The following is a 14,453-nucleotide window of genomic DNA, read 5'->3' as shown; positions in this document are numbered from 1 at the left end:
TCCGACGGGGTCGGCCCGGGATGGCGCGCGCAATCCGCCCCTATGCGAACTTCACCGTTGAGGGTCGTGCCATCCACCCACGACGCGCCGGAGGAGACCGAGGAGCGTCTCGGCCGAGGGCACCGGCGCCGCACGGGGCAGCGCCGCGTAGACCTCGCGCCGCGGGGCCTGCTCGCCGAGCGACCGCAGCACGAGATCGCCCCGTACGGCTCGCGCCGCCATGGAGGGCACCAGCGCGACGCCCAGCCCGGCGGCGACGTAGCCGAGCTTGCCGGTCCACTCGCCGATGCGGATCCCCACCTTCGGCGCGAAGCCCACACGCGCACAGGATTCCGCGAGCATCGTGGCATGCCCGGGCGGGGCGCCCTCGATCCAGTTCTCGTCGCGGAGCTCGCCGAGCTGGACCACCTCCTGGTGCGCGAGCCGGTGGTCGCGCGGCAGCGCGAGGAGAAGCTCGTCGGTGAACAGGGGCACGAGCTCGGCGTCCTCGACCGGCGACAGCCCCGACGGGTAGTCGCTGACGACCGCGACATCGAGCGAGCCCTCGTGCAGACGCTCCATCAACCGCGCGCTGAACCCCTCGACCAGGGTGATCTCCACCCCGGGACGGGCCCGCCGGAACTCGCGGAGCGCCTCGGGCACCAGGACGGCGTTGGCGGTCGCGAACGCCCCGACCCTGAGCCGCCCTCCGGACCCGTCGTGGATCGCCGACAGCTCCGCGGCGGCGCGGCCGAGCCGCTCCAGCACCTCTCTCGCGTGCCGGTGAAGCACCTCCCCCGCCGGCGTCAGCCGTACCCCTCGGGCGAGGCGCACGAACAGCGGCCCGTCGGCGTCCCGTTCGAGCGAGGCGATGCGGCGCGACACCGCCGACTGCGTGTAGTTCAGCTCTTCCGCCGCCGCCGTGAACGATCCCGTACGGGCGACCACGTCGAGCAGGCGGAGGGCGTCGATCTCGAACACATTCCTCCCATGCATGGCTCACATGCAATCTAGTCGCTGGTGGCATGGCTTGGGAGGGCCTACCGTCGGGGCAATGATCGCTTTTCTCGGACTCGGGCGCATGGGCGCCCCCATGGCCCGGCGCCTCGTGAACGCCGGCCACAAGGTCACGGTATGGAACCGCACCCCGTATGCCGTGCCCGGCGCCGGGGCGGCGGCGTCGGACCGTACGACGGGCACCGGGGCGGTCGCGTCGGATCTTGGAACGCGTGCGGTGCCGGGCGCCGAGGTGGCGGCGTCGGCAGCGGAGGCCGTCGCGGACGCGGACCTGGTGATCACGATGTTGCGCGACCCGGCGGCCGTCGAGGAGGTCCTGACCTCCGCCGCGCCACGGCCGGGGACGCTGGTCGTGGAGATGTCGACCATCGGCCCCGAGGCCGTCTCGCGGCTCCGCTCGCTGCTGCCCGAGGGTGTCGGCCTGGTCGACGCCCCCGTGCTGGGCAGTGTCCAGCCCGCCACCGACGGCACGCTCACGGTGCTGGCGGGCGGATCGGAGGCCGACCTCTCGCGCTGCCGCGACGTGCTGGACGTGTTCGGCGAGGTCCGCGAGGTGGGCCCGCCGGGCGCCGGGGCGGCGATGAAGCTGGCGGTGATGAGCGCGCTCGTACCCGCCCAGGTGCTGATCGCCGAGACCCTGGCGTATGCGGGCACGCAGGGGGTCGACCGCACGGCGCTGCTGGAGTTGCTGGCCGGGACCCCGCTCGGGCCCTTGGTCGATCGCCTCCGGCCCGCCGTCCTGGAGGGACCCACGGAGACCCGCTACGCACTCGGCCTGGCCGCCAAGGACCTGACCCTCGCCGCCCACCCGACCCAGACCATGGCCGCCGCCGCCCGCCGGCGCCTCCTGCGAGCGGCCGGCGCCGGCCTCGCCGACGGCGACCTCACCGCCATCGCCACCTCCCCCACACTGAACTCCCCGCCCCCCGCCGAGACCCGGCCCACCCCCGGCCCCGCCTCGGCCGTGGCCGGCGGGGCCGCCTCGGGGGAGGCTCCCCGCTCGGGCAGGGCCGTCAAGCTGAACCCCGCCTCCGTGCCCGCTCCTGCCGGGGCGTACTCCCACGCAGTACGGGCCGGTGACCTGCTGTTCGTGTCAGGGCAGGCGGCACTCGACGAGAACGGCGAGGTGGTGGGCCAGGGTGACATCGTGCGGCAGTCGGAGCTCGTCTTCGACTACCTCGAAGCCATCCTCGCCGACCAGGGATGCACCTTCGACGACGTGGTGACGATCAAGACCTTCCTCAGGGACATGGCCGACCTGCCCGGCTACGGCGACGTACGGATGCGAAGGATCACCGGCGAGCCCCCATCGAGTACCACCGTCGAAGTCTCCCGCCTCTTCCGCCCCGGCCTCCTGATCGAGGTAGAAGTGATCGCGGCCATCCCACCCAGATAACCGCCGGGCCCTTTCGTCTTCGGGACGAAGAGGCCGTGGGTTCGAATCCCGCCACCCCGACCCAGGTCAAAGGCCACTTGCGATTCCGCAAGTGGCCTTTTCCCTCTACAACAGCGGCGTTTACGAGGCGTCGAGGATCGCTCAAGCCGAGGTGGTGTGCCTGTGAGCCGACTAGCGCGAATCCGGCTCGGCTGCCTCAGCGATGCGCTTGATGTTCGCCAATCGCCGATCCCAGTCGGCCGCGAGCGCGGCCATCCATTGCGCCGTCGCGTCCAGCGCCGCGGGCCGCACCGCGTACCGCACCTCGCGTCCGACCCGGCTGCCGGAGACCAGCCCGGCGGCGTCCAGGACGGCGAGGTGCTTGACCACCGCCTGCCGCGTGACCGGAAGTCGTCCGGCTAGCGTCGTCGCGGTGGCCTCGCCCTGTGCGGCGAGCAGATCAAGCAGCTGACGACGCGTCGGGTCGGCCAGCGCGACCAGGACGCCGTCGACCGCCTCGACGGCGCCGCGACGTTCCTCCGTCACACGGATGACTGTTCGGCGCGCGTCTTGAGCGCGTCGAACACCTGGGGCCAGCCGCCGGTGTTGTCCTTCACCGCCTGGCGGCGCAGCTCCTCGGACCCGGCCAGCGCCGCGAACCCGCTCTCGACGACGCGGAGCCGTGTCTTGTCGCCTTCCGGGATCAACGTGAACTCCACAAGGGTGCTGTTGTCCTCGCGCAGCTCTTCTCCGGGGAACGCGCTGGCCCAGCGGTACGCCAGGTACGTCGGCGGCTCGACCTTCTCCACGCGCACCGGGAAGTCGCCGTACTCGGCGTTCTTCGCCACCATCGACTCACCTTCTGTCGCCACGGTGCCGGACAGGCCCGCCTGGTCGGCCACCCAGAAGCCGGGCTCGGCCACCAGTGACCAGACCCGCTCCAGGGGTGCCGCGATCAGGGTTTCGCGTTCGATCCGATCCTCGCTCACGAGAGGACTCCTTCGTCGTCGCCATTTGATGCAACTCCAGGGTTGCACATCACTTCCTCCAGACGCAACCCACCAGTTGCACTTCGACCGAACGCCACGTCAGCCACGCCAGCGGCTCCACGACGCCGACAAATGGCACCCGCGTCCCAGTGGGCGAGCCCAGCGGTGTCTCGTTTGATGAGTTTTCGTCATATGGGCGCCGGACACCGGGCGGAGCCGTCCCTGTCAGCGTTCTCCGATGAAGAGTCGGGGGTGTGGTCCTTCCAGGGCATGGCCTGTTCCAGTTGGGCGGCGATTCGGAACAGGAGGTCTTCGCGGCCGTAGGGGGCACCGGCCCATGGTCTTTGATCAGGAATGGCACCCCGGTGAACGGCCCGTCGTCGGCGTGGTCGAGTGCCGGCGAGAACACCGGGAGCGCCAGGCCGTTCACCTGCGCATCGGCCGGCGTGCCGAACCGATGGTGTCGAGCCCCAGGACCACACGCACGGCCGAGCTGTCTCGGTGTTCGGAGCCAGGGCCTGTTTCGCAGCTCGCCGATCGCGCCCCAGGAAACAGGCCCTTCAGTGGCTACGCCGTGACGAGGTGCCTGAGGAAGAAGCGCTCGGAGCTCGCCACCTCGAACGCGGGTACGCCGATGTGGCGGCCGGGGTTCGCGTGCAACGTCTTCTCCTGAGACGCCAAGGCGCCGAACAGCGCGAGGGCCGAGTCGCGCGGGACCAGCTCGTCGTCCCACTGCAGCAGGAACTCCACCGGGACGGTGACCTGGGCCGCCGCCTCGGCCAGGGCCTCGTGCCCCGCGAGTCCGAAGACCGCGGCGCCGATCCTCGGTTCGGCGGCGACGAAGGGCATGCCGATCGCGCTGCCCATCGACACGCCCCAGAAGCCCACCGGCCCATCGGCGTGGCCGGTGGCCTGCAGGGCGTCCAGAGTGGCCCGCCACTCGGGAACGGCCCGCGCCGAGCGTTCGGTGTTGTCCCGCGCGATCTGCGGGCCGACCGGCTCGCCCGCCGCCATCCGCCGCCTGATGTCGGCCGCGTGCCGTTCGTCCTGCTCGGTCCTCGGCCGGTCGCCGTGCCCGGGCGCGTCGATGGCCGCCACCGTAAAGCCGCAGGCGGTCACGTAGCGGTGGGCGCGGGCCACCAGACCCGGGGCCTTCTTGTGCTGGCCGCCGCCATGGCCCAGCAGGACCAGCGGACGGGTGCCTGTGGCGCCGGCGGGCGCCCACAGCACGCCGTGAATGTCGCCGAGGATGAAGAGGCGTTCCGAGACGCCGTCAGCGGTCGTCTCCGAGATGAAACGCATGAATTAGTTGCCTTTCGGGATGCCTTTGTGCGGGCACTCCCACGGCCACCTGTGTCAGATGAGCCGGACAACCATGGAAGGTGGGAGCACCCAGCCGGATACAGCGGTAATGGGTCTCACCTCCTCGGGTCGATCACGTGCCGGAGACGCTATCAGACCCGCCACTGCTGCGGCCATCTCCAGGTCCTCGTTCATGCCCGTTCGGTCGGTGGCCGGCCGCGTCCGCGTATCAGCGGCAGGTACACCTCGTCGACGATCTCGACGATGACGCTGTCAGGGGCGTTCGGGGCCCCGCGGGTGACGTTCCCCGCCTTTCGTGGGGGAGACAGCGGAGCCGGCACTTCGTCCGGTGGCGTACACACACTTTTGTTAGGTCTTGACTAACGGTCTGTAAACTGTAAAGGTTCTTTTCTGAGAGCGCTCTCACGTCTCATCCACCCCCCTCGAAAGATTGCCGTGAGACTCACCGTGCTGACCGGCGCGGCGGTGTTCGCCGTTGCGCTCGTCCTCCCCTCCTCGGCCGCTCAGGCCACCCCGTCGCCCGATCCCCGCCCGGCCGCCACCCCCGCCGGGACCATGCAGCAGGCGCTGCAACGCGACCTGCATCTGACAGCCCCCGAAGCGCGCGTCCGCCAGGCCCACGAGGCCGCGGCGGCGATCGTCGAGCGCGGGCTGCGCACACGCCTGGGCGGCCGGTTCGCCGGCGCCTGGTACGACCCCGCCCAGCAGCGGCTGAAAGTGGGCGTACTGGACGCCCGCGACGCCGACCTCGTCAAAGCGGCCGGCGCGCTGCCCGTAGAGGTGCGGCACAGCGAGAAGCAACTGACCGCCACGAAGGCGACGCTCGACCGCGCAGCCGACGCGGCCGGCACGGACGTCTACGGCTGGTACGTCGACCCGGCCGCGAACACCGTCGTGGTGTCGGCGGCCGACACCGCCGCCGCCGAACGGCTCGTGCGGGCCGGGTCCGTGGACGCCGCGGCGGTGCGGATCTCCGTCGGACAGGCCCCCCACCCGGTGTACGACATCCGGGGCGGCGACCAGTACGTCATCAACGGCAACACCCTGTGCTCCGTCGGGTTCTCGGTCAACAACGGCGGCTTCGTCACCGCCGGGCACTGCGGGCGCGCCGGGAACCCCACCCTCGGGTACAACAACGTCAACCAGGGCACCTTCGTCGATTCGTCCTTCCCCGGCAACGACTACGCCTGGGTGCGTACCAACGGCGACTGGACGCCGCGCCCCTGGGTCAACAACTACGGCGGCGGCGTCGTCTCCGTGGCCGGTTCGCAGGAGGCCCCCACCGGCGCCTCCATCTGCCGGTCCGGCCGCACCACCGGCTGGCGCTGCGGTGTCATCCAGGCCAAGGACGTGACCGTGAACTACTCCGGGTCACTGGTCTACGGGCTGACCCAGACCACGGCCTGTGCCGAAGGCGGCGACTCGGGCGGCGCCTGGATGTCCGGCGACCAGGCCCAGGGCGTCACCTCCGGCGCCTCGGGCAACTGCTCAAGCGGCGGCAACACCTTCTATCAGCCGGTCAACGAGATCCTCGGCGCGTACGGCCTGAGCCTGACCACCACCGGCGGCGGTGACACCAGTTCGCTGATCAGCAACTACAACAACAAGTGCATCGACGTCCCGAACTCGAACTTCAGCGACGGCGTTCCGTTGCAGATGTACACGTGCAACAACACCTCCGCGCAGAAGTGGACGTTCACCGGTGGCACGCTGCGCAGCCAGAACAACAAGTGCATGGACGTGGCCTGGGGATCGCGGGACAACGGCGCCGTGATCCAGATCGCAACCTGCAGCGGCAACCCCGCGCAGCAGTTCGTCCTTTCGGGCGCGGGCGACCTGGTCAATCCTCAGTCCAACAAGTGCGTCGACATCGATGCCTGGAACGCGAACGACGGGGCCCGCCTGATCCAGTGGGAGTGCCACGGCGGCGCCAACCAGAAGTGGCGCCGAGGCTGACCGCCGAGGCCTCGTGACCACGCGGTACGGCCGGCGCGGATGGCCGGCCGTACCGCCCGCTCCCAACACCCCCCACCACCACGCCCCGCCGTCGTCCCGTCACCTCGCACGACGAGCACGACGAGCACGATGAGGACGCCGGTCGGGCGCGCAGGTCCCCCAGAGGAGTCGAGGTATGCACGTGTTGTCCCGGCGATGGCGACGAGGTCTGGTCGCCGCCGTCTTGCTGGCCCAGGCGGTCGTCTTCGCCGCAGGTCAGCAGGCGGCGAGCGCCGCCGTCTCGCAGTTGCCGTTCACCGTAACGAACAACTCCGGCCGCGCCGACGCGACGTACATCTACGTCATCGCGCGCAACTCGGCCGGCCAGCAGGGCTACGTGGACGCCTCGGGAACGTGGCGCGCGTACAGCTTCCCCCCGTCGACCCCCAACGGGCCTGTCCCGGCGCCGGACGTCTCGCTCCCCGGGCCGGGCAACGGCGCGAGGACGACCATCTCGTTGCCGCCGAGCCTGTCGGGCGGCCGCGTCTACCTGTCGATGGGGGCGAAGCTGCAGTTCTTCCTCACGACGAACGGGCTCGTCGAACCCGCGCCCTGGGTCGCGAGTGACTCGAACGCCAACGTGCTCTACGACTGGACGGAGTTCGCGCGGGCGAGCAGCGGCGGAACGGGCATCTTCATCAACTCCACGACGGTCGACATGTTCAGCATCCCGCTGACCGTCAGCGTCACCGACACCTCCGGCAGCACCCAGACGCAGGGCATCGCCGGAAACCGCACCGGCATCCTGAACGGGTTCGGCGGGTTGGGGTCACCGTGGTCGGGCCTGACCACGACGCGCGCCTCCGACGGCCTCCCGCTGCGCGTGCTCGCGCCCGTACACGCCATCGCGAAGGGCTCGTTCCCCTCGACGTACCTCGACTCCTACATCGGCGGCGTGTGGTCGTACTACGCCACGCACACGTTGACCGTGCAGACGTCGCTGGGCAACTTCACCGGCACGACCAGCGGCACCAACTGGACCTTCAGGGGCGCGTCAGGCAACGTCATCGGCACGCTCACCCGGCCGACGACCAGTGACGTCTTCGCGTGTGCCGGTGGCACGCAACCGCAGAACCAGCCGGACCAGACGGCGATCCTCGCGGTCGGCGCGCGCGTGTGCGCGGCGCTGAACCGGGCGACGCTGTCGACGGCGAGCCGGGTCATGTCCGACACCCAGCCGACGACGGACGCCACGAAGTTCTACGGGCAGTCCGCGTCGAACCTCTTCAGCAAGACGATTCACGCCAACTCGCTCAACGGCCTGGCGTACGGCTTCTCGTACGACGACGTCGGCGGTTTCGCTCCGACCATCGACCAGCCGAACCCGGCGTCGGCCGGCATGACGATCGGCGACTTCGGTACGAGTGGCGGCGGCGGTGGCGGCGGCACGGTCAGCGGGCAGCCGATCACGGGTCCCGGAGGCAAGTGCGTCGACGTCGCGGGCGACGACACGGGCGGCAACGGCGCGCCGGTCCAGCTGTGGGACTGCCAGTCCGGCGCCGTCGACCAGCACTACACGATGGTCGGGAACACCCTGCGCACGTTCAACGGCGGCAAGTGCCTCGACGTCGTGAACAACGGCACCGCGAACGGGTCACAGGTGCAGATCTGGGACTGCTTCGGCGCCGGCAACCAGCAGTGGGTGCTGCAGTCCGACGGTTCCATCAAGAACGCCGGGTCCGGCCGGTGCCTCGACTCCCCCGGCGGCGCGAGCGGCAACGGCACCCGACTGCAGATCTACGACTGCAACGGCAGCGCCGCACAGCGCTGGTCGTTCCCCGGCGGAGCGAACATCGCCGGCCCCGGCGGCAAATGCGTCGACGTCGCCGGCGACGACACCGGTGTCAACAACACCCCGGTCCAGCTGTGGGACTGCCAGTCCTCCGCCAAGGACCAGTTCTGGACCTGGAACGGGCAGACGCTGCGCACCCTCGGCCGCTGCCTGGACGTGCAGTCCGGCGGCACCGCGAACGGCACCCCGCTGCAGCTCTACGACTGCAACACCAGCGGCGCGCAGAACTGGGTGCAACTGTCCAACGGGTCGATCCAGAACCCGCAGTCCGGCCGGTGCGTCGACGCCCCCAGCGGCAACACCGCGAACGGCACCCGCCTGACGATCTACGACTGCAACGGCAGCGCCGCACAGCGCTTCGCCGTCCAGTAACCGGCCCACACCGGCCCGGCGGTGCACCCGCACCGCCGGGCCCTCCCTCCCCGCACCGCCCGACGTCCGGTGATCAGATCCTGGCGTTGCGCCGTAGCAGGCCGAGGGCGCGCACGGTGACGTGGCCGCGCCATTCGAGGGCCCCCGCGGGCGAGTTCTCGGCGTAGTCGACGGTCCAGCCGCCGTCGTCCTGTTGCGCGCCGGCCAGGCGGTCCAGGTCGGCGCCGATCACCTCGGGGCTGAACAGGGCCCGCGCCGGCCGGCCGGGGAACGGGGCGAAGTCCAGCGGGCGGAGCGTCTCCTCCTCCGTGCCGCCTTCGACGCGCACCAGGCCGTCGGCCGGAATGTGCCGGGACAGGTCCTCAAGGAGACCCCCCGCTTCGGGGTGGGTGTCGTACGCGGCGTCCAGGAACCCGACCGCGAAGGCCAGCACGTACGCGTGGGGCTTCTCGTCGATCGCCTCGACGGCGGCCAGGCAGTAGCGGGTGGCCCGGTCGAGCCAGGGATGGGCGGCGACGGCACGGTCGTGGACGGCGACGCGGTGCGCGGCGGCCGCCACCGAGGCGGTGATCTGCAGGGACGAGACCGAGGGGTCGGCGTTCACCCACCACGGGGCGGTTCCTGCGGTGACGGTGAGGGGCAGGACGAAGGGCAGGCCCCCGTCGGGCAGGGAGACGGAGTCCAGCCAGTCGCACAGCGCCGCGGCGTGCGGGGCGGTCGCCGGGGCGATGTCCGCGAGCACCTCGAAGGCGTGCATCGCGGTCGCGGGCTGGCTCTCGGGCGAGCGCAGGTCGGGTTCCAGGCCCCAGCCGTATCCCCCGTCGGGGTTGCGATAGCCGTCCAGGGCGGCCAGCGCGGCGGTGGGATCGGTCTCGCCCATCATCAACTGGAAGCGGCGGCGGTCCAGGACACGCGCGTGGGCGGCCATGAAGGCCGCCGCCGCGGAGACATCGATGTTCATGAGTCCATCGTCCCCGGCCAGGGGACCACGGTCTTGCAGGAATCGGACACGACCGGACATCGGCCAGGCGGCCGGCACGTACCGGGTCCGCCTGGCAGCTCCCGTCAGGCGAGGGGGCCGGTGATCGACTCGGCGGCGGCCAGTACGGTGCCGCCCGCGACGAGGCGGACCGCCGACTCGATCTCGGGGGCGAGGAAGCGGTCGGGGCCGGGGCCGGGGATCTCCTGGCGCAGGGCGGTGACCACGGCGCCGGTCGCGGGGGCGGGCTCGTGGGGACGGCGGAGCTCGATGGCGCGGGCGGCGGTCAGGATCTCGATGGCGAGCACCCGGGTGAGCCCGTCCAGCGAACGGCGCAGCTTGCGCGCGGCCGACCAGCCCATGGAGACGTGGTCCTCCTGCATCGCCGAGCTGGGGATCGAGTCGACGCTGGCCGGCGCCGCGAGGCGCTTCAGCTCCGAGACGATCGCCGCCTGGGTGTACTGCGCGATCATGTGCCCGGAGTCGACGCCCGGGTCGTCGGCGAGGAACGCGGGCAGGCCGTGGCTGCGGGCGACGTCCAGCATCCGGTCGGTGCGCCGCTCGGCCATCGAGGCGACGTCGGCCACGGCGATCGCCAGGAAGTCGAGCACGTAGCCGACCGGCGCGCCATGGAAGTTGCCGTTGGACTCCACGCGGCCGTCGTCCAGGACCACGGGGTTGTCGACGGCCGAGGCCAGCTCCCTGCCCGCGACGGTGGCGGCGTGGTCGGCGGTGTCACGGGCGGCGCCCGCCACCTGGGGGGCGCAGCGCAGCGAGTACGCGTCCTGGACGCGGGTGCACGAGTCGTCCCGGTGCGAGGCCATGATCCCCGAGTCGCGCAGCAGCGCCCGCAGGTTCGCCGCGGAGGCGGCCTGGCCCGGATGGGGACGCAGGGCCTGCAGCTCGGGGGCGAACACGCGGTCGGTGCCGAGCAGGGCCTCCACGCTCATGGCCGCGCTGATGTCGGCGGTCTTGAGCAGGGCGGCGAGGTCGTCCAGGGCCAGGACGAGCATGCCGAGCATGCCGTCGGTGCCGTTGATCAGGGCGAGGCCCTCCTTGGCGGCCAGCTCGACCGGCTCGAGACCGGCCGGCTTCATCGCCTCGCGGGCGGTCTTCAGCTCGCCGTCGCGGTCGCGCACCGGCCCCTCCCCCATGAGGGCGAGGGCGACGTGGGACAGCGGCGCGAGGTCGCCGGAGCAGCCGAGGCTGCCGTACTCGTGGACGACCGGGGTGATCCCGGCGCTGAGCAGCCCCCCGAGGAGCTGGGCGGTGGACGGCCGCACGCCGGTGTGCCCGGTGGCGAGGGTGTGCAGGCGGAGGAGCATCATCGCGCGGACGACCTCGGTCTCGACCTCGGGGCCGGACCCGGCGGCGTGCGATCGTACGAGGGAACGCTGGAGCTGGGCGCGGAGCTCGGGGTGGATGTGCCGGGTAGCGAGGGCGCCGAACCCGGTGGAGACGCCGTAGGCCGGTGTGGGGCTCTCGGCGAGTTCGTCCACGCGGGCGCGGGCGCGGGCCATGGCCGTGACCGCCTCGTCGGTGAGGCGTACGGCGGCACCGTGCCGGGCGACCCTGACGACGTCGTCGAAGCTCAGTGGTTCCGGACCGACGTACACGACCTCGTTGTCGCCCATGGTGTCACTCTCTCGCTTAGGTAACTGGCGTATAGGATGTTAGCCCCTTACCGGGGAACATCGCGGCCAGCCCCTTCCTGCCGAGGTCCGTCAGCTCCAGCGCGCGCCTCGTCGGCCCGTGCCGGTACCAGTCGCGCTCCAGGAGCGACCGGGTGATCGCGGCGCCGAGGGCGCCCCCGAGGTGGGGACGGCGCTCGGTCCAGTCGAGGCAGGCGGGCGCGAACCTGCGCCGGGACGCGCGCGCCCCGGCGACGTCGACCCCCAGCTCCGCCAGGGCCGGCTCCCCCGCCGCCGTCACCTCGTACGCGTCCTCGCCTGCGAGGTGCCCGGCCTCGACCATCGCCGCCAGCAGCCCGACCCCGGCCCGGCCCGCCAGGTGGTCGTAGCAGGTGCGCGCCTCCTCCAGCAGCCGCGCCTGCCGGGACTGGCGCAGGGACCGTACGGCCGGGCGCGGGCTCACCCGGGCCAGCACCTCGAGGATCTCGGCCACCTCGGGGCCGGACAGCCGGTAGTAGCGGTGGCGGCCCTGGCTGACCACGGTCACCAGCCCGCCGGACAGCAGGCGCGACAGGTGGGCGCTCGCGGTGGCAGGGCTGACCCCGGCCAGCCTCGCGAGCTCCCCCGCCGCCAAGGCGCGGCCGTCCAGCAGCGCGGTGAGCACGGCGGCCCGGGTCGAGTCGGCGATCAAGGACGCGACCGAGGCGATGTCGGCGTCCCTCGCGACGTGTTGCGCATCCATGCTTCGACGCTAACCCAAAGATGCTTGGACCAGGATCGAAGCATGCGCGATGACCAGGTGATTCCTGCCCCCCAGACCGACGACGCGGCGGCTCCCCCGATGCCTGTGGACCCTCCGGCGCGAACCGGCCCGGCGCTGGACGGCAACCCGGCGGTGCTCGTGGTGGAGGCCGTCGGCCGCTGCCTCGCCCTGGCCGCCACCTGGCCGGCCTGGGACGGACGGCCCATCGTGACCGACGGCGAGAACGTGTGGACCCCGGGCAAGGCCGTGCGACGCATCCAGGACCACCTGATCGACCACCTGGCCGAGGTCGAGGCGCTGCTCGCGGGGGCGCCCACCAATCCCGGTGACTGGCACGGGCGGGCGGTGACCCTCGGCTCCGACTGGGCGCGGCTCACCGAGCCGGACCTCGCGGAGGCCCGCTCGCGCTGGACGCGGCTCGGGGAGTCCTACCTGCACCGTTACGCCACCGCCGGCGAGGCGGCGTGGGATCTTCCTCGCGATCCCAACTGGACGCTGCGGCAGATCGCCGAGCACGTGGCCGGCATCGCCTGGTACGCCGAGCAGGTCGGCGACCTCCGGTTTGGGGAGTCGGCCGGAGTTCGCTAGAGTTCTCTGCGTGAGGCCGGGTGTTCACCGGCCGATCATGCGGACGTGGCTCAGCTGGTAGAGCATCACCTTGCCAAGGTGAGGGTCGCGGGTTCGAATCCCGTCGTCCGCTCGGAGAGGCCTTGCGGAGACGAGGCCTAGCCCGGTGGAGTGGCCGAGAGGCGAGGCAGCGGCCTGCAAAGCCGCGTACACGGGTTCAAATCCCGTCTCCACCTCTGTTTTTTGTTTTTTGCACGGGCGATTAGCTCAGTGGGAGAGCGCTACCTTGACACGGTAGAGGCCACTGGTTCAATCCCAGTATCGCCCACCACCGAATCCCCAGGTCATAGGCCTGGGGATTCCGCTTTTCCATGACCGTTTCCATGGCCTCCCGGAAAGAGGCCCGTCGCGCAAGAAGAGGCCCGTCGCGCAAGAAAGAGGCCGGGCGCGCGGAAGCCCCCGTCCGATCGATGCCCGCCTTCGCCTGGTGACCGGTGCGGGCCCGGCCGTGGTTGACCTCACGCCCTCGGGTGGGCATCGTGGGGCGGGTGACCAGCGATGAGACGCGGGACGGAGTGTCGCTGACCAATCTCGGTCAGCCGCTGTTCGACGGGGCGAACGCGACCAAGAGAGACCTGGTCGACTACCTCGACGCGGTTCGCGACCGCATCATCCCGGTCCTGCGCGACCGGGCGCTGTCGGTGATCCGCATACGGCCGGGCCAGCCGGCGTTCATGCAGAAGAACGTGCCCAAGTACACCCCCTCCTGGGTGCGCACGATGTCGGTCTGGGCGGAGACCTCGCACCGGGAGGTGTCCTACGCGCTGTGCGACGACCGCCGCACGCTGCTGTGGTTCGCCAACCAGCGGGCGGTGGAGTACCACCCGGCGCTGTACCGGGGGGACCACGCCACCCATCTCGTGCTCGACCTCGACCCACCGGAGGAGAACGCCTTCCCGCTGGCCGTGGGGGCCGCGCGCCTGGTGCGCCAGGCCCTGGACGACGCGGGGCTGGCGGGCGCGGTGAAGACCAGCGGCGCCAAGGGCCTGCACGTGTTCGTCCCCGTGGAGGAGGGCATCCCGGCCGAGGACCTCGCCGCGGCCACCCGCGCCCTGGCCGCCCGCGCCGAGCGCGTCGACCCGGCGCTCGGCACCACGGCGTTCATCCGCGAGGACCGCGAGGGCAAGGTGTTCCTCGACTCCACCCGGGCCGGCGGGGCGACGGTGGTCGCCGCCTACAGCCCGCGCGTCCGGCCGGACGCGCCGGTCTCCTTCCCCGTGTCCTGGGACGACCTCGACCGGGTGGCACCGTCCGACTTCACCATCCGCACCGCGGCTGGGCTGCTTGGCGACCGCGATCCCTGGGCCGAGCAGATGCCCGGGCCGCAGCGGCTGCCCGCCGACCTGATCGAGGAAGGGCACACCATCCCGGTGGCCCGCGTACAGGCGATGCACGAGGGCAAGCGGCGCGCCCGCGCCCGGCGCGGCGAGTGATCGAACGGAGGCCCGGCACGGATGTCCGGCGGGTAGCCCGGAGGTGTCCGCAAAGTAGCCAGGAATAGGCCGGAACGCGTCAAGGGTTAGGATCTTACGATGCCCACGGCACGTCGGGCCGTTTCGGAACCGAAGCATGGCGATCCGCGTGACGGCGGGATCTCCTGGGGCCACGACG

General features: G+C 71.6%; 12 protein-coding genes and 3 tRNA genes. 8 read left to right on the top strand and 7 right to left on the bottom strand.

Going from position 1 to position 14,453, the window contains the following annotated elements; genetic code table 11:
* Positions 1 to 51: 51 nt before the first annotated feature.
* On the bottom strand, positions 52 to 960 hold the full coding sequence (locus tag OG589_RS07960) for a LysR family transcriptional regulator (protein ID WP_405147518.1): 909 nt from the start codon (positions 958 to 960) through the stop codon (positions 52 to 54).
* Positions 961 to 1,033: 73 nt separating this feature from the next.
* Here OG589_RS07960 and OG589_RS07955 point away from each other — a divergent pair, with 73 nt between their 5' ends.
* Positions 1,034 to 2,392 carry an NAD(P)-binding domain-containing protein gene (locus OG589_RS07955; RefSeq protein ID WP_405147516.1) on the top strand — a complete coding sequence of 453 codons (1,359 nt, stop codon included), beginning with the start codon at positions 1,034 to 1,036 and terminating at the stop codon, positions 2,390 to 2,392.
* A 171-nt stretch (positions 2,393 to 2,563) separates the two neighbouring features.
* Here OG589_RS07955 and OG589_RS07950 read toward each other — a convergent pair whose 3' ends face one another.
* From OG589_RS07950 to OG589_RS07940, 3 genes are all read right to left on the bottom strand, one after another.
* The gene (locus OG589_RS07950) at positions 2,564 to 2,917 is read right to left on the bottom strand and encodes an ArsR/SmtB family transcription factor (protein WP_405147514.1); all 354 of its coding nucleotides are present in this window, start codon (positions 2,915 to 2,917) and stop codon (positions 2,564 to 2,566) included.
* Entirely contained in the window at positions 2,914 to 3,360 is a 447-nt protein-coding gene (locus tag OG589_RS07945) for an SRPBCC domain-containing protein (protein WP_405147513.1), read from the bottom strand. The genes OG589_RS07950 and OG589_RS07945 overlap by 4 nt, the downstream gene beginning before the upstream one ends.
* Before the next feature lie 567 nt (positions 3,361 to 3,927).
* Positions 3,928 to 4,662 (bottom strand): alpha/beta hydrolase, encoded by a 735-nt coding sequence (locus tag OG589_RS07940; protein WP_405147511.1) that lies wholly within the window; start codon positions 4,660 to 4,662, stop codon positions 3,928 to 3,930.
* Between the two features lie 456 nt (positions 4,663 to 5,118).
* Between OG589_RS07940 and OG589_RS07935 the strand changes: the two genes are divergently transcribed.
* Entirely contained in the window at positions 5,119 to 6,639 is a 1,521-nt protein-coding gene (locus OG589_RS07935; RefSeq protein WP_405147510.1) for a ricin-type beta-trefoil lectin domain protein, read from the top strand.
* Between the two features lie 175 nt (positions 6,640 to 6,814).
* Positions 6,815 to 8,842: a beta-1,3-glucanase family protein gene (locus OG589_RS07930; RefSeq protein WP_405147508.1), complete on the top strand. Its 2,028-nt coding sequence runs from the start codon at positions 6,815 to 6,817 to the stop codon at positions 8,840 to 8,842.
* Positions 8,843 to 8,915: 73 nt separating this feature from the next.
* Here OG589_RS07930 and OG589_RS07925 read toward each other — a convergent pair whose 3' ends face one another.
* From OG589_RS07925 to OG589_RS07915, 3 genes are all read right to left on the bottom strand, one after another.
* Positions 8,916 to 9,803, bottom strand: a complete 888-nt coding sequence (locus OG589_RS07925; RefSeq protein ID WP_405147506.1) for a hypothetical protein — start codon at positions 9,801 to 9,803, stop codon at positions 8,916 to 8,918.
* Between the two features lie 104 nt (positions 9,804 to 9,907).
* Complete coding sequence (hutH, locus tag OG589_RS07920) at positions 9,908 to 11,455, bottom strand: histidine ammonia-lyase (protein WP_405147504.1); 1,548 nt, start codon at positions 11,453 to 11,455, stop codon at positions 9,908 to 9,910.
* Between the two features lie 16 nt (positions 11,456 to 11,471).
* On the bottom strand, positions 11,472 to 12,194 hold the full coding sequence (locus OG589_RS07915; protein ID WP_405147502.1) for an ArsR/SmtB family transcription factor: 723 nt from the start codon (positions 12,192 to 12,194) through the stop codon (positions 11,472 to 11,474).
* Between the two features lie 42 nt (positions 12,195 to 12,236).
* Between OG589_RS07915 and OG589_RS07910 the strand changes: the two genes are divergently transcribed.
* The 5 genes from OG589_RS07910 to OG589_RS07890 all read left to right on the top strand — a co-directional run bounded on the left by OG589_RS07910 (position 12,237) and on the right by OG589_RS07890 (position 14,275).
* Positions 12,237 to 12,803 carry a hypothetical protein gene (locus OG589_RS07910; protein ID WP_405147500.1) on the top strand — a complete coding sequence of 189 codons (567 nt, stop codon included), beginning with the start codon at positions 12,237 to 12,239 and terminating at the stop codon, positions 12,801 to 12,803.
* 39 nt (positions 12,804 to 12,842) lie between these two features.
* Positions 12,843 to 12,915 (top strand) — tRNA-Gly (locus OG589_RS07905).
* A 32-nt stretch (positions 12,916 to 12,947) separates the two neighbouring features.
* Positions 12,948 to 13,018 (top strand) — tRNA-Cys (locus tag OG589_RS07900).
* A gap of 20 nt (positions 13,019 to 13,038) precedes the next feature.
* Positions 13,039 to 13,113: transfer RNA gene (locus OG589_RS07895), tRNA-Val, on the top strand.
* A gap of 217 nt (positions 13,114 to 13,330) precedes the next feature.
* Positions 13,331 to 14,275 carry a DNA polymerase domain-containing protein gene (locus OG589_RS07890; protein WP_405147498.1) on the top strand — a complete coding sequence of 315 codons (945 nt, stop codon included), beginning with the start codon at positions 13,331 to 13,333 and terminating at the stop codon, positions 14,273 to 14,275.
* Positions 14,276 to 14,453: the final 178 nt, after the last annotated feature.

This window comes from Sphaerisporangium sp. NBC_01403 (assembly GCF_045040145.1).
GTDB classification, from domain to species: domain Bacteria; phylum Actinomycetota; class Actinomycetes; order Streptosporangiales; family Streptosporangiaceae; genus Sphaerisporangium; species Sphaerisporangium viridialbum.
This window is presented reverse-complemented; position numbering and strand designations above follow the sequence as displayed.

Coding starts and splice junctions, on each gene's coding strand:
- OG589_RS07955 (WP_405147516.1), top strand. CDS start 1,034: ATGATCGCTTTTCTCGGACTCGGGCGCATGGGCGCCCCCATGGCCCGG.
- OG589_RS07940 (WP_405147511.1), bottom strand. CDS start 4,662: ATGCGTTTCATCTCGGAGACGACCGCTGACGGCGTCTCGGAACGCCTC.
- OG589_RS07930 (WP_405147508.1), top strand. CDS start 6,815: ATGCACGTGTTGTCCCGGCGATGGCGACGAGGTCTGGTCGCCGCCGTC.
- OG589_RS07925 (WP_405147506.1), bottom strand. CDS start 9,803: ATGAACATCGATGTCTCCGCGGCGGCGGCCTTCATGGCCGCCCACGCG.
- hutH (WP_405147504.1), bottom strand. CDS start 11,455: ATGGGCGACAACGAGGTCGTGTACGTCGGTCCGGAACCACTGAGCTTC.
- OG589_RS07915 (WP_405147502.1), bottom strand. CDS start 12,194: ATGGATGCGCAACACGTCGCGAGGGACGCCGACATCGCCTCGGTCGCG.
- OG589_RS07910 (WP_405147500.1), top strand. CDS start 12,237: ATGCGCGATGACCAGGTGATTCCTGCCCCCCAGACCGACGACGCGGCG.